Origin of the sequence: Pseudomonas sp. Irchel s3b5, assembly GCF_900187435.1 — a bacterium.
Lineage (GTDB): Bacteria > Pseudomonadota > Gammaproteobacteria > Pseudomonadales > Pseudomonadaceae > Aquipseudomonas.
Window position 1 is genome coordinate 1 of record NZ_FYDY01000012.1, and the last position, 22,228, is coordinate 22,228.

A 22,228-nucleotide genomic window follows, 5' to 3' on the forward strand; every position below is an offset into this window, starting at 1 on the left:
AAATCGTCTGGTCGGCGCAGTACAGCGCCTACGGCAAAGTCAGCCAACTGACTCATGGCGGCGGCGAGCAACTGGAACAACCGCTGCGTTTTCAGGGGCAGTACTTCGACGCGGAAAGCGGCCTGCACTACAACCGGCATCGGTATTACCACCCGGACATCGGACGCTATCTGACGCCGGATCCGCTGAAGCTGGCGGGTGGGTTGAATTCGTATCAGTACACGCGGAACCCGACGGGGTGGGTGGATCCGTTGGGGTTGGCTGAATGTCCGGGGGGGGATGGGTGCAAAAAGCCGTCGATTGGGGAGCATGATCCGGCGAAGGGGGTGGGGGTTGATGATGGAGAGGCTACGCTTCCTTCATCAAAGAAAGAGAACGAATATTTATACCGCGGTGATCTTCGTCGCCCGGATGAGGTCTTCGAGGCTGGATTTGTGAGCAAGGGAAAAAGTAAAGATCTATTCCTCCACCTATGGGATAACAAAAACCCTCCAAGCAATTTTGTAAGCGCATCAACTGATATTGAAATAGCAATTGACTTTGGAACAGAGTATCGAACAAAAAAAAGGCTTCGTATATACACTGAAAAAAATATGGGGCCATGATATTAATAAAGAGTTCCACCCCAATGACATCCCATACAGCTATGAAGACGAAATAGCTATTCCCGATCGAGTAAAAAGTGAAGACATCATGGGCGCCACCCCCCTGAAAAAAGATGGGAGTTATATTGGATACTCCATACCAAATCCTCGAAGGAAGTGATAAATGACTGTTAGGAAAATTCCCATAATAGTAGATGGTAAATTAGAGACAGCGCGCCTGGATTGCGATGAGAAAAAAATTTCAATTCAGATAACGCTGGAGAGCGGCTGGACAAAAAAATTTGGTGGACTCGACTTCTATGAATGCCTTGGAAACATGATAAAGGAGCTCTCACATATAAAATTTTTATGTAAGGGCGCAAAGGTAAACGTCCGGCCATCCAGCATGTCTTCACAGATGAGCGCGGGGATCATGGCTTATGAGCACAAACTATGTACCCGTGCTACGAGAAAAGACCTTGTCAATATTTTCGATTACGACGACCAAGATATTGTCAGCGACCCACAATTGCAGGAGGAGTATTTTTTCAAATGGCTAAAGTCACTCAAAACCAATAAATAAAATTTATTTATAATCAATACAACAATGCGCCACATAAGCTTTTAGATTCTTTACAGACATTAAAAATCCCAGCAACCTTGGTTTGAAAATAAAAAATCAACCCCCTGCATCATCCTTAGCATTATCCGTTTCCTTTGAATCACCTACCCAAGCCGTCCTCATCGGCAATATCTGGATCATCAGGATTCGCCTCAACATCACCATCACCACGCTTTACACCCTCGTTCGGCACTTGCTCGACACCTGCCTCGTCATCAGGCGGACGCTGATCGCGGCTTAAGGAATCAGTAGGGGACGGCAGTGGATACTCCGGTGTTTCGTCGATATCGGAGTCTTTCGGATCAGTGTTCATCTGGCACCTCTCATGGGGCCTGAAATACAGGCTCTGATGTTTTGAGGGCCAGGGCGATGACCGCGTTCGATCCAGAAGACAACCGGTCATTCGACTGCAAGACTCAATCAATCGGCCTACAGGTCACTGCTACGAAGTCCGAGCGACAGAAACAAGAAACCCGGCACCGGGCCGGGTTTCTGCTGTTGAGCCCTGTGGCTCAATGATTTTTATTCTTGTATTTGTTCTTATGTTTATGACCCCCACCGGAATGGGAGTGGTCATTATCGGTGCCCAGGTTGTTGCCGACGGCACCACCCACTGCGCCACCCACGCCAGCGCCGATGGCCGACCCGGTCGAGCCACCGAGGCTGTTACCGATCACCGAACCACCCGCCGAGCCCAAACCGCCGCCAACCGCCGCTTCTGTGCGACTGCCCTTGGGCGCCGCGACCGCGCTGCCCGCCGCCCCGCCCACGCCAGCGCCAATGGCTGCACCGGTGCTGCCGCCCATTTGCCCACCGACGACGTTACCCAACACCCCGCCAAGACCGCCGCCTACCGCCGCATCACCATCACCTGCAACCAGCGCAACCGGGGCAATCAACAAGCCAAAAACAAACGCAGGCAACGACAAACGTCGAACATTCAGACTCGTAGAATTATTGCCTTGGGCTTTCGGGTTCATGGCACGCCTCACGATCTTCCAGGGTATGGAGTATTTGAGGCGTTAAAGCGCGAAACGTTCATAAACGAAAAAGCCCGGCATCAAGCCGGGCTTCTCGAGAGTCGATCAGGATCAGTGACCCTTTTTACCGTGGGCCAGGTTGCTGCCCACGCCGCCGCCCAACGCACCGCCCAGACCTGCACCGATGGTCGAACCGGTTTTGCCGCCCAGGCTATTGCCGATCACCGAACCACCCGCGGCGCCAACACCACCACCGATCGCTGCGCTGGTGCGATGACCTTTTTTGGCGGCCGCTGCACTGCCTGCCGCGCCAGCCACGCCAGCACCAATCGCAGCACCGGTGCTGCCGCCCATGCTCTGACCCACGACGTTACCCAGTGCGCCGCCCAAACCACCGCCGATTGCGGCGGTGCCGTCGCCAGCCATTGCACCTTGAGTAACCAAAAGCCCCAGAATCACAGCAGGCAGTGTTAAACGCATCACGAAAACCTCAAAAATAGAGCTAAATAAAGAAGGGGCGAGATTGAATGCTTTCGTGCAGACGATGTCCAGCACGCCGGTTCAACATCGCGTTTTGCGAGCGTTGGACAGCGTTTTGGGGAAAGGTTTTATTGCGGACAAAAAAAAGCCCGCTGGGGAAACGGGCCAGGTGTTGCTTTCTAACGGATGAGCTGAGACTACGAGGGTGTCTGTGAAAACTTTGTGAAAAATCTCTGGCAGATGATTGCTGGTTACAAATCTTTCCGGCAAGAAAAACCCCGCTCATTGGCGTAATGCTGTTCACTTAAGCATTTGAGCTCACGCGGGGCTTCCTAGAAAATCCGAGACCAGACTTCTGGTATCGGATTTTTTATGTCTGTTCAACAAGACCTGCTCGACCTCGGCGACCTTTTCAACTTCTCTGATCTAAGTACCTTCACTCAAACATTCCTGTTGAATGGGTAGCCTCAGCGCTGGATCTTTCTATGCAGGCATCCGTTTCAAGTCAGCCTGCCAATACATCGCCGTTCAACTGATCGTGATGGCTGCGGCAAATCCGATTTCAGCAACGGGAAGGCGGTTGGCAGAGCTAAGGGCGGGTGTAGGAGGGATGTTTCTGGATCACCGTCCGAGGCCTTTGAGGCCAAGGACGGTGAAGATCTCAAAGACCCGGTTTCCGGTGGACCGTAAGGCTGCTCCGCTTAAGTGAACAGCATTACGCTCATTGGCGGGGTCTGCTTTCGGGTCAATTACTTCCTGACAGGGGCAGGAACCTTGGGTAGGAATTTGCCCTTCTGGACTCGGCAAGCTCGGGTTTTGATTCTGTCGACCTCCGTCTGGTCTTCACCAAAGCTGGCTACATACTCGGTCTGCCCACACTGTACATAGTTGTTGATCGGAAACTCTGCACCGTCGTCCTCGATATACGGATCAGCCATCTCTTCACCCCTCTCCAAACGGAATCGATACCGGCAAGTCCGGATTTGCCTGAAAAATACCGACCACCAAGGGTTTCAGACTAGCCGGTCACAACCAGACCTGTCATCCAGCTCATTGCGTGCCCGACGAATGACTTACTCCCTGTTTCATCCAAGCTTGACCGCCGTCCCGGTCACAAACACCACCACCATTCCACCCTTGCCGGCTGGCATGCTGATCTCAAAATCCAGCCCCACCACCGCATCCGCATGAAGGGCGCGCGCCCGCTCCTTGATTTCGTCGGTGGCCTGCATCCGCGCTTCCTGCAACGCGCGCTCCAACGTCTGGGAACGCCCGCCAAAGATATCCCGCATCCCGGCGAAGACGTCGCGGACAACGTTGATCCCCTGCACAGACTCGGCGCTGACAATGTCCAGGTAAGCCGTGATTTGTCGGCCTTCAATGGTTTGGGTCGTGGTGGTGATCATGGAGCTTCCTTTGGTCGATTTCTGGGGTTTCACGCAAGGCGTTTAACAGGACACGCCACTGCAGAAGCCATTGATAACGCTTTCTTACAGGCTTCGGTAAATGGAGTTACAGAAGTTTGATCAACACTGTAGTGACAGTCGCTACAGTCCCAATCAGGCCTGTGGCAACGGCCACCGGATACCAAAAAGTCTCGCGGGTCATCTTTCCAGCCTCAGCGTTCAACTTGCGCTGCTCGGCCATGAGCTTGACGATCTCCACATGAATCTTTTCCAGCTCCGCCTGTTCCATGGTGAGGTCCTGCATGACGAGTGTGTATCCACCCCGGTAGAGGCACGTGCCCGTCACGTCGCCGTTTGATCCATTTTGTACCAGAAAGCGAAAAAACGACCACCCCTACCGAATTGGCGTCCTGCAAAAATATTACGGCCCCAAACGCACAAAACCCCTGGCTTCTTTCGAAACCAGGGGTTTTGTTTACATCGAATTTGGCGGTGAACAAGTCCGCCAAATCAATATCCAGCTACAGCCACGACAATCCTATAAGCCATCAGCCCCCCTTACCAAGTCCAGCGTACTCCGAGGCTAACCTGCTGCTGACTCACATCGCTGCCACCCAGGTTCGCGCCTATCACCGAAGCCGTGCCAAATACCCTCAGATCCTGAGTGACCTGGGCCTCCAGCCCCACATCCAGGGTTGCGTTCAATCCCAAGTCATGTCCGGAGAAGTCCTGCCGTGTCCCGCCCGGCAGTGTCACTTCCAGGTTTGTTGAGTTTTCCCCCAGGGTGTCCTGCAACCCTACGGTCAGCCAAGGCTTCAGGGTCGCGCCGCCATCCGTCACGACGGTCTTTTCGAGGCGCACCGCAGTCCTCACTAACCCCAGTACATCGTCCTTTATATTCAGTTGCTTGCCGCTTGAGTCGGTCTTGTCATCCCAGCGCATGTGGATGGCACTCGCCTGGAACTGCGGCTCTACTACCCACCCGTTGCTCAGGGGAAACCTGTGCCCTACTTGTCCACTGAGACTCAAGATGTCGCCGTGCACCTGCTCGCTGAAGCCATCGGACGAACGGACCTGCGCATCGGGCAGCAGAGCCGTCAGGCTCAGGTCGGCATAGGTGCCGCTCTGCCAATCCAGGCTTCCATAGGCGCCAAACGCCAGTGCGTCCATGTCCACGTCGGATCTGCCCACACTCACCGGACCGGTCGAACTCTCGCCTGTGGTCGAGTAATTGCCCCGCTGCTGGCCGATGAACAGACCGCCACGCATGCGGGAAGCCTGTTCGTCCACGAACAGGTGGTCGTAGCCGGCATAGAGCCCCGTGCTGTTGCCATCGAACTCGAACCCCGGATTCGATTCCATCGACAAGTGACTGCCGATGGCGGCCAGCCATAACCCTTCGCAGGTGCCGAACCACTCCAGACCAATGCGCGTGCGCTCTTCCTCGCTGCGGTTGCAGTAGGGGTTATCCCCACGGCCGCCGGCCATGCGGTCAAACAGCAGTCGGTTGTTATCCAGAGTCATGCTATAGCCGATATCCGGCACCACCGTATAGCCGGGAATCTCCGGCAACAGCAATTTGTCGGCCGAACTCAAATACCAGTCCGAGTCATTCTCGCCCTGAGCGAAATTCCAGGCCAGGACACTACCGTTCAAACGCACGGTCTTGTCCGACACAAAGCCTCCGGCGGTCGACGGATTGTCATTGGGGCTGCTGATGACTCGGATCGTTGTCCCCGGCTTGGCCTCAGTGCCATCGTTGGCGAAATTGACACGCGTCGAACCGACCACATCACCGCCTATGTCCAACCCACCAGACGTACCGGCGGAGGCCGCGACCTGCACGTCGAGGGTGCCGTTACCGCCGTAGTCGCCGCTGATCGCCAGACGGTGCGATCCGACATCAATCAGGCCGTCGTTATGAACGCTTCCTCCAATGCTTGCACCGGAGCGGGCGAGCAGTCGCGAAGTGCTGTCGAGGGTCAGTAGACCAGCGTTCAGGTCGAGTGGACTGGCCAGCGCGAAAACGCTGCCGTCGAGTAATTCGACCCGCTCCCAATTGTTCAGCGCCGGAGCACCGGTACCGAGGTCCAGACCGCTGAAACTGAGGTGATCATCGCCTTCCCCCCCACCCAGACTGCGCAGACCGCTCAAATCACCGCCGATGAAGCTGACCGAGTCATTACCGGTACCGAAGTCCAGCATGCCGCGCACGGTGCCTCTCGAGGTGAAGCTGTCATCTGCGGCGGTACCCGCATAGCTGCCCTGCACGTCGAGCGTGGCACCGGCGGCGACCGTCGTGTTTTGCGCCTTGACGCTGCCGTTGGCGCCCACGTTCAAGGTGCCGGCGAGCACATTGACCGTGGTGAATTCCGACCCCAACGGGCCGTTGATGTTGAGCACGCCGACATTGGTCTTGCTCAGGGTCTCGAAGCCCTGCACGGCGCCCAGGTCGGCGCTCGCCGCGATGTCGGCATTGAAGACGTCGTTGCCTGCTCCTGCTGCCACCGTGCCCAGGATTTTAGTGCCATCGTGGATGGTCAGCGTGTCGTCGCCATCACCCAGTGCAAAGATCCCGCCCCCGGTGTCGAGTGTGCCGGCGACATCCAGCACGTCGTTGCCCGCACCCAGGTCGCCACTGGCCAGCAGCGTGCCGCCCGCACCGATCGACACCGTATTGGTGCCGGCGTTGCCGGTGATCGTCGCCGCCGTACCGCCGACCGCCTGCAACCTGCCGTCGACATTCAGCGTGGTGTTGTCACCCAGCGCGACGGTCGGCGTATTCAACGTGCCATCCACGTCCAGGGTGCCGGCATTGAGCGCGGTACCACCGGAGAAGGTACTGGTGCCGACCAGGGTCGCGACGCCTATGTTGTCCTTGGTGAGGAATTCGAAGTTGGTCGTGTGGAGGCCGTCGAGTGTCATCGCCGCGACATTGTTCAACACGACGGTGTCGCCTGCGCCGTTCGCGCCACCGTCGATGACGTTGTTCAGCACCGCGCCATCGTTGAGGGTCAACGTATCGTCGCCGCCACACAGATCGATGGCGCCGCTACCACTGACGGTGCCCGACACGCTCATCGTGTCGTTGCCGGCGCCGCAGCCGTAGCTGCCGTCCACATTCAACGTCGCACCGCTGCTCACCACAGTGGCGAGCGTGCTGCCAGCGGTCGCCACCACGCTGGCGTTGGGGCCGACATTCAGGGTACCGCCCAGCACGTTGACTTCCTGAAGATCGGTCGCGCCCGGCCCGTTGATGTTGAGCACGCCGGCCCCGGTCTTGGTCACACCCTCGAAGTTCAGCAATTCGCCCAGGTTGGTGGTCAGGTTGATGTCGTAGACGCGGGTATCCTGCCCGGCGCCGCCGTCGATCGTGCCCAGCACCACAGTGGCGTCGTGCACCACAAAGTTGTCGTCGCCATCACCCAGTGCAAAGATCCCGCCCCCGGTGTCGAGTGTGCCGGCGACATCCAGCACGTCGTTGCCCGCGCCCAGGTCGCCAATGGCCAGCAGCGTGCCGCCCACGCCGATCGACACCGTATTGGTGCCGGCGTTGCCGGTGATCGTCGCCGCCGTGCCGCCGACCGCCTGCAACCTGCCGTCGACATTCAGCGTGGTGTTATCACCCAGCGCGACGCTCGGCGTATTCAACGTGCCATCCACGTCCAGGGTGCCGGCATTGAGCGCGGTACCACCGGAGAAGGTACTGGTGCCGGCCAGGGTCGCGACGCCAACGTTGTCCTTGGTGAGGAATTCGAAGTTGGTCGTATTGCTGCTATCGAACGTCATCGCCGCTGCATTGTTCAATACGACGGTGTCGCCTGCGCCGTTTGCGCCGCCGTCGATGACGTTGTTCAGCACCGCGCCATCATTGAGGGTCAGCGTATCGTCGCCGGCAGCCAGGTCGATGGTGCCACTGCCGCTGACCGTACCGGACAGGTTGAAGCTGTCGTTGCCCGCGCTGCCCGTGTAGACGCCATCGACATTCAACGTCGTGCCGCTCGCCACCGTCGTGGTGACCACGCCGTTGATCGCACCGCCGGCACCGATGTCCAGCGTGCCACCCGCCACATTGACGGCAGTGAAGCTCGAGCTCGCCGGCCCATCGACGTGGAGTGTGCCGATGTTGCTCTTGGTCAGGGTCTCGAAATTGATCGCGCCGCCCAGCGTGGCGTTGCCTGCAATGTCCGCCAGGAAGGTATCGGTACCCACCCCACCGTCTACGGCATTCGCCAGGCCCGAAAGATCGGCGCCGTCCTGGACAGTGAAGGTGTCGTCGCCGTCGAGCAGATCAACGGGGCCCGTGCCTGTCAGCCTGCCGGCTACGGTCATTGTGTCGTTACCGCTCGTGCCGGTGAAGCTGCCGTCCACGTTCAACGTCGCGCCGTTGGCGACCGTGGTGTCCTGTGCCGATACCGTGGCGCTTGGCCCGATGTTCAGCGTGCCGCCGAGTACATCGACTTGCAGCAGGTTGGTCGCGGCGGGGCCGTTGATGTTGAGGGTGCCGACACCGGTCTTGGTCACACCTTCGAAGTTGACCAGCGTGCCCAGGTCGGCGGTCAGGTTGATGTCGTAGATGCGGGTGTCCAGGCCGGCGCCACCGTCGATGGTGCCGATGATATTGGTGCCGTCGTGCACGGTGAAGGTATCGTCGCCATCGCCCAGAGTGAAGATTGCGCCCTGCGTGTCAACCGTGCCGAGTACATCGAGCACATCGTTGCCGGCGCCCAGGTCGCCGCTGGCGAGCAACGTTCCGCCCGCCCCCACAGTGACGGTGTTAATGCCCGCACTGCCGGTGATCGTCGCGGCCGTGCCGCCCGTGTCTTGCAGCGAACCATCGACATTGAGCGTCGTGTTGTCGGCAAGCGCCACTGTCGGCGTACTCAGCACACCGTCCACATCCAGCGTGCCGCTATTGATGGTGGTGCCGCCAATGAAGCTCTGTGTGCCGGTCAGTGTCGCCGTGCCGGTGTTGTCCTTCTGAAGGAGTTCGAAGTTGATCGTGTTGCCGGCGTTGAAGCTCAGCGCGTTGGCGTTGTTCAGCACGACAGTGTCGCCTGCGCCATGTGCGCCGCCGTCGATGACGTTGTTCAGCGCCGCACCGTCGTTGAGGGTCAGCGTGTCGTCGCCGGCAGCCAGGTCGATGGTGCCACTGCCGCTGACCGTGCCGGACACGTCGACGCTGTCGTTACCCGCGCTGCCTGTGTAGACGCCATCGACATTCAAGGTCGCGCCGCTTGCCACCGTCGTGGTGACCACGCCGTTGATCGCGCCGGCGGCACCGACATCCAGTGTGCCGCCGAGGACATTGACCGTGGTGAACGACGAAGACGCCGGGCCATCGACATTGAGCGTGCCGATGTTGGTCTTGGTCAGCGTCTCGAAGTTGACTACACCACCCAGGATCGCACTGCCGGCGATGTCGGCCAACACCGTATCCGTTCCGTTTCCGCCACTCAGCGCATTGACCAGACCCGACAGATTCGCGCCGTCGTTCAGGATCAGCGTGTCGTCGCCGTCACACAGGTCGATGGTGCCGCTGCCCGTCACCGTGCCGCCCACGGTCATCGTGTCGTTGCCGGTGCCGCAGCCATAGCTGCCGTCCACATTGAGGGTGGCGCCACTCGTAACGAGCGTATTGAGCGGACTCCCGTCGGCGGGCCCCTCCACGATGCCATCCGGCCCGATGTTCAACGTGCCCTCCAGCACGTTGATGTTCTGGATGGTGGACGGGAACAACACGTCAACGGTATCGCCATTGATGTTCAGGATGCCGGTGCCGGTCTTGGTCAGGACCTCAAACTGAACCAGTGCGCCGAGATCGGCAGTCAGGTTGATATCGGCGATGGCGGTGTCGGTGCCATCGCTGCCGTAGACGACGCCATCCACCACCGCCCCGTCGTGCAGGGTGAACAGATCGTCGCCGGCGCCCAGCGAAAGCACGCCGCTGAAGCCGCTGCCATTCGTGTCGAGTTCACCGAACACGTCCAGCACGTCGTTGCCGCCCGCCAAGTCGCCTGCCGCAAACAGTAAGCCGCCGGCCCCGACCGTTACCGTGTTGACGTCATCATCACCGCCGAGAAACACTTCGGCGCCATTGAAGCCTCGCACCACGCCGTCAACGTTGAGTGCCGTGCCGCCAAACAGAACCAAAGTCGACGTCTCCAGCGTGCCGTCCACATCCAGCGTGCCTGCCATCACATCGACGCTGTTGAAACCCTGGGTTCCGATCAGGGTCGCAATTCCCGTGTTTTCCTTCTGCAGGAACTCGAAGTTGGTCGTGTTGCCAGCGTCGAACGTAAAGGCGTTGGCGTTGTTCAGCACGACGGTATCGCTGGCGTTGCCGCCGCTGACGACGTTGCTCAGTACTGCGCCATCGTTGAGGGTCAGCGTGTCATCGCCGTCACACAGGTCGATGGTGCCGGAACCCGACACCGTGCCGGACACCGTCATGGCATCGTTGCCGTCGCCGCAACCGTAGCTGCCGTCGACGTTCAAGGTCGCACCACTGCCCACTACCGTGGTGAGCGTGCTGCCCAGGGTCGCCACCACGCTGCCGGCGGATCCGATGTTCAACGTACCGCCCAGCACGCTGACTTCCTGCAGATCGGTCGCGCCGGGGCCGTTGAGGTTGAGAGTGCCGGTACCGGTCTTGGTCACACCTTCGAAGTTGACCAGTTGGCCCAGGTCGGCGGTTAGATTGATGTCGTAGACGCGAGTATCCACGCCGGCACCCCCGTCGATAGTGCCGATGACATTGGTGCCGTCGTGCACGGTAAAGGTGTCGTCGCCATCGCCCAGCGCGAAGCTCCCGCCCTGCGTGTCGAGCGTACCGACCACGTCGAGCACATCGTCGCTGGCCCCAAGGTCGCCGGTCGCGACCAGCGTGCCATCGACCGTCACCGTATTGATGCCGGCGCTGCCAGTGATCGTCGTGGCCGTACCACCCGCGCCCTGCAATGAACCATTGACATTAAGCGTCGTGTTGTCGGCAAGCGTCATGGTCAGCGTAGTCAGCGCTCCGTCCACATCCAGCGTGCCGCCATTGATCGCCGTGCCGCCGCTGAAGCTCTGTGTCCCGGTCAGCGTCGCCGTGCCGGTGTTGTCCTTCTGCAGGAATTCGAAGTTGACGATGTTGCCGCCGTTGAGGGCAAATGCGCCGGCGTTGTTCAACACCACCGTGTCGCCTGCGCCATGCGCGTCACCGTCGAGTGGATTGGCCAGCCCGCTCAGGTCAGCGCCGTCGTTCAAGGTCAGTATGTCGTCGCCGTCGAGCAGGTTGATCGTGCCCGTGCCATTGACCGTGCCCGACACCGTGAAGGTGTCGTTGCCCGTGGTGCCTTGGTACGTCCCGTCCACGGTCATTGTCGCGCCCGAGGACACCACGGTGGTCTGCGGATCGACGACGGTACCCGCAGCGATGTACAGCGTCCCGCCCTGCACCAGCACCGTATCGAACTGCGAAGTCACCGGCCCGTTGATGTTGAGCGTGCCGACATTGGATTTGATCAGGGTTTCGAAATTGACCGCGCCCCCCAGGGCCGCGGTGGTGGCGATGTCGGCCGTCAGCGTATCGATGCCGAGGCCACCGTCGATCGAGGTCGTCAGACCGCTTAGATCCGCGCCATCCTGTAGCGTTAACTGATCGTCGCCATCGAGCAAGTCGACGGTGCCTGTCCCCGCAACATCGCCTGCAACGGTGAAGCTGTCAGAACCTGTGGTGAAACCCAGGCTGCCGTTCACGTTCAGCGCCGCGCCGCTGGCGACCGTCGCCTCGGATACCCCGGTAAAGCTGGCCGCGGCATTGATGTTCAAGATGCCGGCCAGCACGTTGACGGTCGTGAAGTCCGAACCCGTCGGGCCATTGAAGTTGAGTGCGCCGACGCCGGTCTTGGTCAGGGTTTCAAACCCTTGCACGGCGCCCACGTCTGCACTGGTATTGATATCAGTGGCGAAAGTATCGGTGCCCGCACCCGCCGTCACGGCGCCGATGATGTGAGTGCCGTCGTGGATGCTCAGCGTGTCATCGCCGTCGCCGAGTGCGAAAGTACCGCCATCGGTATCGAGCGTGCCGGCCACGTCCAGGACATCGTCGCCGCCACCCAGATCGCCACTGGCGACCAGGTTGCCGCCAGCCCCCACCGTCAAGGTATTCGCGCCGGCACTGCCGGTGATCGTGGCCGCTGCTCCGCCAACACTCTGCAGTGAGCCATTGACATTGAGCGTCGTGTCGTCCGCCAGTGCCACGGTGGGCGTTTCCAGCGCACCCACCACATCCAGTGCGCCGCCGTTGATCGTGGTTCCGGCACTGAAGCTCTGACTGCCGGTCATGGTGGTGACGCCGCTGTTCTGCTTGAGCAGGCTTTCGAAGCCCGCAGTCGCACCGCCGTTGAAGGTCAGTGCCAGGGCATTGTCGAGCACCAACTGGTCATTGCCGGCTCCGGCATCGATACCCACGCCGCTGATCACGGCGCCGTCATGCAGGGTCAAGGTTTCGTCCCCCGCTCCCAGGTCGAGGGCGGCGCCATCGGTGTTGAGCGTACCTGCGAGGGTGACGTTGTCGGTACCGTCGCCCAGGCTGCCGTTTGCTTGCAGCGTCGCCCCGACGTTGATGTTGAGGGTGTTGGCGCCGGCGCTGCCGGTGAGGGTTGTAATCGTCCCGCCCATGCCCTGCACTGTGCCATCCACGTTCAAGGTGGTGGCGTCCGCCATCGAGACGGTCGAGGTATCGAACGTACCGCTCACATCCAGCGTACCGCCGTTGATCGCGGTACCGGCGCTGTAGCTCTGGTTGCCGGTCAGCGTCAGCGTGCCCGTGTTCTGCTTGGTCAGTTGCTCGAAGCCACTGAAACCACCGAAGGTCTTCGCCAGGGCGTTGTTGATCACCAGGCTGTCGGCGGTGCCGGCACCCGCGTCGACGCCGGCGCCGTTGATCACTCCGTCATTGATGGTCAGGGTGTCGTTGCCTGCTCCCAGGTTCAACACCGCAGCACCCGTGTCCAGCGTGCCGGTCACCGTGAGGGCATCACTGCCATCGCCCAAGTCGCCGTTGGTGTGCAGGGTCGCACCGGTGTTGACGTTGATCGTGTTAGCGCCTGCGTCGCCGGTGATCGCGGCAGTCGTTGCGCCCGCCACCTGCACGGTGCCGTCCACGTTCAGGGTGGAGGTACCGCTCATGGCGATGGAACCGGTGTTCAGCACGCCATTCACGTCCAGCGTGCCCGCGCTCACCGTGGTGGCGCCGATACTGTTGCCCGCGGTCAGCGTGGTGGTGCCGGTACCGACCTGCGCAAAGGTGCCCGGACCGCTCATGGTGGCGTTGAAGATGACCGTATCACTGCGATTCATCGACAACGTCGAGGTCGCCGAATCGACGATCACGTTGCCGGTGCCGAGATTGCCCGACGTGTTGCCGTCGCCGATCGTCAGGTTGCCGTCGTTGATGACGGTGTTGCCGGTGTACGTGTTGTTGCCAGTCAGGACCCAAGTGCCGCTGCCGTTTTTGGCCAGCGTGGTAATGCCGGTGCCGCTGTTGCCGATCACGCCGGCCACGGTGTTGTTACCGGTGTTGGTGCCGCCCAGGGCGACGGTGCGCGCCACGTTCGGATTCGATAGCCCGATCGTGCCGGGATTGGTGAGGTTGATCGCGCCCGTACCGGACGATTCGAGGAACGAAACGCCGCCCGCCAGCGTGAACAGTCGATCACTGCTGTCGCCCGCGCCGGTGTAGCGCAAGGTCGAGCCGTTGCCAATCACCAGGTTGGCGGCCGCACTGGACGCCGCGCCGATACCGCTGGCCGTGCCGCCATTGCTGAGTTTGCTGACCCCGAGCACGCCGCCGTTGATGGTGGTGACACCGGTGTAGTTGCTGGTGTTGTTGGTCAGGATCCAGGTGCCGGTGCCGGTCTTGGTCAGCGAGCTGACGCCCGCACCGTTGTTGTCGAGCTGCGCCGACAGCGTGTTGTTGCCGGTGTTGGTACCGTTGAGCGTCAACGTGCGCGCGACGCCGGTGCCGGTCAACGCAATAGCGCCGACGTTGGTCAGGTTCAATGCTCCTGTGCCCGAGGAATCCAGCGAGCCACCGCCCGTGCCGAGCGTGAACAGGCGATCGCTGCTTTGGCCCGCGCCGCTGTACGACAGGGTGGCGCCATTGTTGATGAGCAGGTTGCTTGCGGCCGCACTGCTGGCGCCGGTGCCACTGTTGCTGCCGCCGTCGGCCAGGCAGTCGACGGCCAGGGTGCCGCCATTGATGGTAGTGGTGCCGGTGTAGCTGTTGTTGCATCCGGTCATTCGCTGGACCTGCGCGCCACTCTTGACCAGGTTACCGGCGCCAATGATGTTGCCTGCATAGGCAACGCCAGCCGTATTGTTACCCTGACTGATTGTCAGTGTCTGTCCGCCCAGGTTGATGTTGCCGCCCGTGGTGCCCCCCCCTTGCAACCACGTGAACGACTGATTGAAACCGTTGGCATCCAGCGTGGCGCCGGCCACGTTGCCCATGCTCAGGTAGCCATTGCCAAAGGCCGTGGCTGAGCCGGCCCGCAGGATGCCGGTCTGATCGACCACTGTGCCGCCGGTGTACGTATTGTTACCGGACAGCACCAGCGTGCCGGGCCCTCTCTTGTACAGGGTGCCGGCGCCGCCCACCGCTCCGCTGATGCCCAGGGTGGTCGCCGCATTGGTGACATTAAGCACGCCAAACCCGCTCTGCATCGTCAGCCCGCGATCGATGCTGACGTTGCCACCGGTGTAATTGAGAGTACCGCTGTTGAACAGAACGTTGGAAGCAGCGCTGGTCGATGCGCCGATACCGCTTGCCTGCCCGCCATTGGCCAGACAATCAACGCTAATCCCACCGTTGTTCATGGCGGTGGCGCCGGTGTACGTATTGTTGCAACCGGACATGGTCTGGGTGCCGCCGCCCTGCGTAAAGCCGCCACTACCGCTGATGACCCCGCCGAAGGTCCCGCTGAGAAGCGACGTTAGCGTGGCGGAGCCCAGGTTCACATTGCCGAGGCCCTGTAGCGCCCCGACCGAGATATTGAAACCGTTGAGATCCGCCGTGGCTCCGCTCGCCACGCTCAGGCCGTTGTTTGAAGTGCCAAAAGCCTGGGTGGACCCAGCGCGCAGCGTGCCGGCAGCGACCGTGGTACCGCCCGAGTAGGTATTGGTGCCGGAGAGCACCAGAGTGCCCGGCCCGTCCTTGCGAAAACCGTCATCACCCACTGCCGTACCACTGATGGTCAGGGTCGTGGCAGCGTTGCTCACGCCAATGGCACCCACGCTGCCGCCAGCACCGGGCGTGCCGAGGGTGAAACCACGGTCAGTGCTGGTCGTACCACCGAGGTAACCGAGCGTGCCGCCATTAAGGACGAGACTGCCAGAAGCATTGCCGGACGCACCGATGCCGCTGACCAGACCGCCATTGGCCAGGGTGTTGACCGCCAGTGTGCCGCCGGAGACAGTGGTGATGCCGGTGTAGTCGTTGCCCGCGTTGCCCAGCGTCAGCGTGCCGGCGCCGGTCTTGGTGAACGTGGCGCCATCGGCGCTGGTGACCGGACCGTTGAACGTCAGGTTGCTGGTGGCACTGGTGACATCGACGATACTGCCCAGGATCGAGCCGGATTTGGCAAGGGTGAAACCGCGGTCGCTGGTCGTCGTGGCACCGGTGTAGCGCAGCGTGCTGCCTTCCAGCAACAGATTGGACGATGCCGAGGACGAGGCGCCGATGCCGCTCGCGGTGCCGCCGTTGGTAATGTTGCCGACCGAGAGGATCCCCTGCGACACGGTGGTGGCGCCGGTGTAGGTGTTGTTGGCGTTGGTCAGTGTGACCAGCCCGGTACCGGCCTTGGTGAAGCCGATCCCGGTGCCGTTGTCGACGATCTGGGACCCTATGCTGAAGTTGCCGGTGCCGTTCTGCTGGATGCCCAACACACCACCGCCGGAGGTACCGGTGAGCGAACCGCCCGTGATCGTCTGATTGCTGGCCCCGACCGACGGCGCAACGATGATGGTGCCATCCACACCCAGGGTATTACCGGCGCCCACGGTCACGGTGGAGTTGGCTGCCGCGGTGTACTGCAAGCCGCCGATTTGCTTGCTGCCGCTCACCGTGCCGAAAAAGGGCGAGTTCGCAGTGCCACCGGCATCGCTGAGGATCTCGTTGTTCAGCCAGGCGGAAGCATCGTCCTTGTTGACATAGTCCGTCGTGGTGAAGGCAAGGATGTTGCCACCGACCACCTTGGCATAATTGGTGCCGTTGACCGTGGCCCAACCGCCCAGGGTGGTATTGGTGGTGGTGATGTTGCCACTGCCCGGCAAGTTGAAGTTAACCAGTCCGTCGGTGCGGGTGATCGCTCCCAGGTTAAGCGTCATGCTGCCACCGGTGCCGGATGTCGCGCCAATCGTGTTGTTGCCTGCGGTGACGAGGAGACCGTTGAACGTCTGTGTATTGGCCTCGCCAGCGGCACCGATCACATTGAGCACCCCGCCGCCCATGTTCAGGGTCGAGGCGCTGGAAATGATGTTGCTGGTGGGCGCGGTGGCTGCACCGTAGTCCAACCGCAGCGTGCCGCCGTTGATCGTGGTCGCACCCGTATAGGTGTTGGTCCCGGTGAGGGTTTGCGTGCTGGCCCCGGTCTTGACGAGGCCACCGCTGCCGGTGATGTTGCCGGCGTAGGCGGTACTGATACCCGCAGCATCGCTCAGGTTCAGCGTCCCCGATCCCAGGTCGACGGTGCCGCCCGTACCAGTCAACGAGCGCACCGTGATGTCCAGATCGTTGAGATCCAGCGTACCGCCGCTGTTCACGGCAACCCCACTGGTTGCTCCAAAGGCCGTGGTGCTGCCGGCGCGAAGCGTGCCGCTATTGACCGTGGTGCTACCGGTGTAGGTATTGGCGCCACTGACCAGCCACGTGGAGGCGCCGCTCTTGGCCAGGCCGCCCGTACCCGAGATGACGCCCGAGAGGAGGTTGTCGGCCCCCGTGTAGCTTCCGCCGAGCGTGCCGGTGTTGGTGAGTGCCAGGGTGCCGCTGAGCGCAAGCGCGCCGGTGCCGTCATTGTTGATCGCGCCGCCGTTGAGCCCCCATGTCCGATTGCTGTTATCGCCAGCGCCAGTGTAAGACAAGGCGCCATTGGTGATACCGATGCCACCACCCGTGCCGGTGCCAAAGGAACTGGCGGTGCCAGTGTCCTTGAGCGAGCCGGCCCGTACGGTTACGCCGCTGATGCCGGTGGCGGTCGTATACGTATTGACGTTGCCAAGCGTGATGGTTCTTCCGGCGCCACCGGTATAGGAGACCGACCCATTGCCTGAAATGATGCCCAGCAATGACATGTCGGCGTTATTGGCACTGAAGCTGGTGCCAAAGTTACTGCCACCGGACACGACCATGTTGCCGGTCAGTGTCAACGTGCCTGTCCCTATGTTGCGGAAGGTGAGCGGCGCTACGGTGCCCGCGGCGCTGAGTTGCCAGTTGCGGTTGGAACTGCTGCCGGCACCGAAATAGCTCAGAGTTGCACCAACACCACCGCCGGACCCAAGTGTGATGGTGCCATTGGCCACCGTCGTTGGCGCCCCCAGGGAACTGGCCACGCCCAGATCGGCGATGGAGTTGAACGAAAAGCTGCCGCCATTCCCGTTACCGAAAATGGTCGCCCCGGTATAGTTGCTGGCGGCGTTGGTGAGGCTGACACCGCCATTGAGTCTGAGCCCGCCGGCGCCGGTGAAGCGGGCCGAGCCGACTCCTGCGCCGCTCAGCAAGAGAGTCCCGCTGGTGAGGGTGATGTTCCGGCTCGCTGCGAGGGCACCGGTGCTGCTCAAGCTTGTGCCGCCGGCCATAGTGACACCGTTGCCCGCCGCACCCAGCGCAGAATCGCCGTTGAGGGCCAGGCCGCCGGTATTGACCACGACACCACCGCTAAAGGTGTTGGCGCCGTTGAGGGTGAGGGTACCGGCCCCCGCCTTGGTCAGACCCGCGCTGCCCGCCAGGATCGAGTTGATGGTGGCGCCGCCAGTAACGTTGATGGTGGGCGTGATTCCCCCCAGGGTCAGGGTGCTGCCGCTGAGCGTGTAACCGGTGGTTTGAAAGGTGAGGTTGTGCACGGTGATCGGTGTGCCCAAGGTCACGGTGCCGGCGGTACCACCGAAGAAGGCGTCGTCCAGTGCGACGTTGTTCCAGACGCTGTAGGGGCCGCTGACGCCGTCGTTGTTGGGGCTCCAAAAAGCGCTGGAGAGATTCCAGGTGCCGGTCCCCCCCGAGCCCAGTGTCGTGCCGCTGGTATCCCAATACCGATCGGCCGCCTGCAGTATGGGGCTGAACGCCATGCCCGCCGACAACAACAAGGCCAGCGTCCGGAGCCTGCGAACCCGCCGCCCACCGCGGCGACCTTTACCATGGGACTTCGCATGCTCGCTGACGGCTACGAAAGTACCTGAACGTGCACTCCAGACAAGGCGAAATACATGATTCATGATCTTTCCCTTTTTTTCTTATTGGGTTGTGCCCTGTCGAGTTGCCCGCTCAACACGTACGTGCTGACAACCACACGCACCCAGTGCACGCCGATACGTCAAATCCAGGCAGATATATCACTAAGAAAATTCTGAAAATGTGCGAATAGCCCGTACACCCACCCATTTTCCCAGCCCCTTGCGATGCGCATTTCTCATCACGATTACATCGGTTCGGTGATGCCCGGCAAAGTCGGCCAGCGCTTTGTCGGGTCAAAACCCGCTACAGGACTATGGGGGCCTCACTTACGCTGATACCCCGAGCGATCTGTAAGGACGAGGTCCATTCCGCTTTCGATGTAATCCTCTAATGCATCTACTGCCATGGGGTGACCAAATAAATACCCCTGATAGTTACGGCAACCCAAATCCGCCAACATGTCGCGCTGAGCTTGCGTTTCCACCCCCTCAGCAATGACCGACAAGCTCATACTGCGTGCTAATGCGACCACCGTCTTGGCGATTGCAGCGTCGTTTGGGTCCACCAGGATATCGCGGACAAATTCCTGGTCGATCTTGAGCTGGTCCAGCGGCAGGCGCTTGAGATACGCCAGGGAGGAATAACCGGTGCCAAAGTCGTCCAGCGAAAATCCAACGCCGATGGACTTCAACGCATTCATCTTGGCAATCACATCCTCGACGTTGGAGACCAGCATACTTTCAGTAATCTCCAGCTTGAGACGATGAGGATTGGCACCGCAGCGCTTGAGCACAGACCGTATTTGTTCGACAAAGTCATCCTGATTAAACTGCCGAGTACTGACGTTGACGGCGATGCTCAGGTGCGAGAATTCGGTTCTATCTGCCCATACCGCCAACTGCTGACAGGCCATCTTCAACACCTGCTGGCCTAGCGGAATAATCAAGCCGCTCGCCTCTGCCAGTGGAATGAAATCTGCCGGAAAAATCATACCGCCGCGCGGGTCTTCCCAGCGCACCAACGCTTCCACCCCTGTAATGCGACCTTGGTCCGTGATCTGCGGTTGATAGTGCAGCAGGATTTGGTGTTGTTTGATCGCCTCGCGCAAGCCATCCTCAAGTGCGATTCGAGCGCTGACGATCGCCTGCATCTGTGGGTCAAAAAAGCGCAAGACGTTGCGTCCGCAGGCTTTGGCCTGGTACATAGCCAACTCGGCGCGCTTCAAGGGCTCGCTTGCATCCTCATGCTGTTCGCCGAACAGAGTGATACCTATGCTGCCCGTTCGGTGCAGGATGGATGTGCACAGTTCATAAGGATGCTCGATCTTCCGCAAAGCTATTTCGCCAATGCTTTCAGCATGGCTCGCCGCCTCCTGAGTATTGGCGCTCTGGCTTTCCAGAATAAGAGCGAATTTGTCGCCTCCAAGGCGGGCGACGGTATCGCCCTCCCGCACACAACGCCTCAATCGGTGGGCGATTTCAATTAGAAACAAGTCACCCTGGCCATGCCCCATGGTTTCATTGATTGACTTGAAATCATCGAGATCGACGAACATCAATGCACCGATCCATTGATGGCGAGCACTCGAAATCAATGCTTGCTCCAGTCGATCCATAAAGAGTCGGCGATTGGGCAATCCCGTGAGCTGGTCAGAGAACGATAGCCGTTGGATCTGCTGCTCGGCAGCCTTTCGATCGCTAATGTCCCGGACGATCGCCTGAATGCACAAAGTGTCATCCAGGGTCATCACGTGCGCCGAAACCAGACCGGGCCACGTTCGGCCATCCTTGCTGACAAATTCAGCTTCACGATCAATGAAATATCCGTTTTGCTGCAAGAGACGAACCGACGTGTGACGCTCTTCCGGGTAGCGCCAGATATCGATATCAAAAACCGTTTTGCCAATAGTATCTTCCCGTGTCCAGCCAAATACGGGTGTAAATCCGTCATTGACCTCAAGTAGTCGCCCATCCTCAAGGCGGGTGATGACTTGACTATCCGGGCTGGTGCGGAACACGGTACGAAAGACCTCCATTTTTTTCGCCTTACGCGATTCAGTTTCACGTCGATAGCTGGTACGCGTGAAAACAAGAATGGCCAGGGTGAAAACTGCCACCAGCAAAAGTGTGATAACCACTTCCTTTCGCCAGGGAGCAAGAAAGTCGTCGGTGCTTTTTGCGACAAAAACATACAGAGGGTAATTAGCAATTTTTCGATAGCTGTAGAGTCGCTCGATGCCATCTACTGGAGCCACGGCGGTGTAACTCCCGGCCTCCGGGGACGATCGAGTCGCTTCTGTAGCCTCGGCTGAAACCAGCCTGGCGCCAACTTGCCCGCTATCATTGGCTACTTTCGGAAACCGGACGATGAGCGCCATCTCCTCATCACGAATAGCGATGACCCCTTGTTTCCCAACATCAATAGTGGAAAACATGTCGGTGAAATACTCCATCATTCGCAACGAGCCCAGCGCCACACCTGCAAAGGAGCCATCAGCGTGGTTGATGCGTCTGGACAGGAGGACCGACCAGGCTTTTGTGGTGCGTCCTATCACAGGCTTGGATACGACCATTCCCAGATGCGAATTCTCACGCAGGCGTTGGAAATACTCTCGGTCGGTTATATTCGTTATCTTGCCGGCGGTCATTAACGTACCCCAAGGGACATTACCTTTCTCGTCCGCCACCCACAGCCCTTCGCAATCCCGAATATGCGCCTGCTGCTGTGTCAGATACCCGTTGAGCAACGGCCCATCAATGCCTCCGGCAGCCATTTGCCGCTCGATTTCGCTGGTGACCGCGAACAGGGCGACATCAACTTTATCAAGGATGCCAGAGACGTTGATTGACAAGGACCGCGCCAGGTTCTCTGTTGTGATGATCGCTTGAAGTTCATGCTGTTGTTTGCTCTGGTAAAGCGCCAGGCCAGCCAGCGCGTAGACGAACAAAATGATGGAAACAATACCTGCCGTAAGACGGACCGCTAAGGAATGTGAACGCCACTGCATGAGAAAGCCTCGACAAATCCAATTGGGGGCATTGCAGGTCTGTTCTTAGATTAGTCGGTCAGAAAATACTTGGCGTCAAAAAAATGAAGTACTCAACAGTTTTTTGCGTAGCGACGCGCAAATTGATCTTTTCCATGATTCGCACGGGTAGACAGACTCGTCGCAAAAGTGGTCAAAGCGCAGTCTCAATCGGAGCAAGGACAGCGGAGAAAACACCGATGTCTGGGTGCGTGCGACCGTCTGCTTCCGCAAGATCGGCGTCACGTGGAGCTGCTAGTGATGTGGGAATCGTCGATGGAAATCAATCACACCCCTTTCAATGGCGACGAGGCTGATGCACGTCGAGAGATCGAAAAGCGGATGACGGGGGTGCAGAGGTCGCTCAACTTCATTGCGTTTGAGCATGACGTTGTCAGCGAAAGGTTGATTTGAGCGCAAACAGAGACGCGTGCGGAAAAACTACCTGCCAATTGAGCCACGGAAGAAAATCCCACACGCCGCAATAATGGGTGACGCCTCCGGCGGAAAGCAGGACAGAGTTCACAGAGCGAAAATCAACGAAATCCAGATGGGGAACAAAATACAGCGAGCACAAAAAAGCCCCGTAAAACGGGGCCTTTAGGTTTAAATTTGGCGGTGAAGGAGAGATTCTAATTTAACGACCCTTTCGACCAACAACCGCCGTACTACGGGGCTTTCAGCGTGCATAGTAGTA

At 59.7% G+C, this 22,228-nt stretch carries 10 protein-coding genes and 3 pseudogenes; 4 read left to right on the forward strand and 9 right to left on the reverse strand.

Annotated features, from left to right (window positions below):
* Together CKW15_RS28945 and CKW15_RS14800 are read left to right on the forward strand one after the other, a co-directional pair.
* Nucleotides 1-765, forward strand: a pseudogene (locus tag CKW15_RS28945) (RHS repeat-associated core domain-containing protein); the annotation flags it as partial.
* A gap of 3 nt (nt 766-768) precedes the next feature.
* The gene (locus tag CKW15_RS14800; RefSeq protein WP_095152338.1) at nt 769-1,167 is read left to right on the forward strand and encodes a hypothetical protein; all 399 of its coding nucleotides are present in this window, start codon (nt 769-771) and stop codon (nt 1,165-1,167) included.
* 139 nt (nt 1,168-1,306) lie between these two features.
* Here the strand turns inward: CKW15_RS14800 and CKW15_RS14805 are convergent, their stop codons facing one another.
* The 3 genes from CKW15_RS14805 to CKW15_RS14815 all read right to left on the reverse strand — a co-directional run bounded on the left by CKW15_RS14805 (nt 1,307) and on the right by CKW15_RS14815 (nt 2,666).
* Complete coding sequence (locus CKW15_RS14805; RefSeq protein ID WP_095152339.1) at nt 1,307-1,519, reverse strand: hypothetical protein; 213 nt, start codon at nt 1,517-1,519, stop codon at nt 1,307-1,309.
* 199 nt (nt 1,520-1,718) lie between these two features.
* A complete protein-coding gene (locus tag CKW15_RS14810; protein ID WP_095152340.1) occupies nt 1,719-2,186 on the reverse strand; it encodes a glycine zipper domain-containing protein in 468 nt (155 codons plus the stop codon).
* 111 nt (nt 2,187-2,297) lie between these two features.
* Nucleotides 2,298-2,666: a bacteriocin gene (locus CKW15_RS14815; protein ID WP_095059132.1), complete on the reverse strand. Its 369-nt coding sequence runs from the start codon at nt 2,664-2,666 to the stop codon at nt 2,298-2,300.
* Nucleotides 2,667-3,156: 490 nt separating this feature from the next.
* On the opposite strand from CKW15_RS14815, the pseudogene CKW15_RS14820 reads away from it, so the two are divergent.
* Nucleotides 3,157-3,375, forward strand: a pseudogene (locus tag CKW15_RS14820) (IS4 family transposase); the annotation flags it as partial.
* A 40-nt stretch (nt 3,376-3,415) separates the two neighbouring features.
* Here CKW15_RS14820 and CKW15_RS28765 read toward each other — a convergent pair.
* The 6 genes and pseudogenes from CKW15_RS28765 to CKW15_RS14845 all read right to left on the reverse strand — a co-directional run bounded on the left by CKW15_RS28765 (nt 3,416) and on the right by CKW15_RS14845 (nt 21,513).
* Nucleotides 3,416-3,604, reverse strand: a complete 189-nt coding sequence (locus CKW15_RS28765; RefSeq protein WP_095152341.1) for a hypothetical protein — start codon at nt 3,602-3,604, stop codon at nt 3,416-3,418.
* A gap of 147 nt (nt 3,605-3,751) precedes the next feature.
* Entirely contained in the window at nt 3,752-4,072 is a 321-nt protein-coding gene (locus tag CKW15_RS14830; RefSeq protein WP_095059129.1) for a YbjQ family protein, read from the reverse strand.
* A 106-nt stretch (nt 4,073-4,178) separates the two neighbouring features.
* Nucleotides 4,179-4,361, reverse strand: a complete 183-nt coding sequence (locus CKW15_RS14835) for a hypothetical protein (RefSeq protein WP_095152358.1) — start codon at nt 4,359-4,361, stop codon at nt 4,179-4,181.
* Between the two features lie 269 nt (nt 4,362-4,630).
* Nucleotides 4,631-18,547 carry an autotransporter-associated beta strand repeat-containing protein gene (locus tag CKW15_RS14840; RefSeq protein WP_095152342.1) on the reverse strand — a complete coding sequence of 4,639 codons (13,917 nt, stop codon included), beginning with the start codon at nt 18,545-18,547 and terminating at the stop codon, nt 4,631-4,633.
* A gap of 156 nt (nt 18,548-18,703) precedes the next feature.
* Nucleotides 18,704-18,799 (reverse strand): annotated as a pseudogene (locus CKW15_RS29075) (universal stress protein); the annotation flags it as partial.
* 29 nt (nt 18,800-18,828) lie between these two features.
* Nucleotides 18,829-21,513, reverse strand: coding sequence for an EAL domain-containing protein (locus CKW15_RS14845; protein ID WP_095059127.1), 2,685 nt, complete (start codon nt 21,511-21,513; stop codon nt 18,829-18,831).
* A 294-nt stretch (nt 21,514-21,807) separates the two neighbouring features.
* On the opposite strand from CKW15_RS14845, the gene CKW15_RS28365 reads away from it, so the two are divergent.
* The gene (locus CKW15_RS28365) at nt 21,808-21,945 is read left to right on the forward strand and encodes a hypothetical protein (protein WP_159953401.1); all 138 of its coding nucleotides are present in this window, start codon (nt 21,808-21,810) and stop codon (nt 21,943-21,945) included.
* The last annotated feature ends 283 nt before the right edge of the window (nt 21,946-22,228 follow it).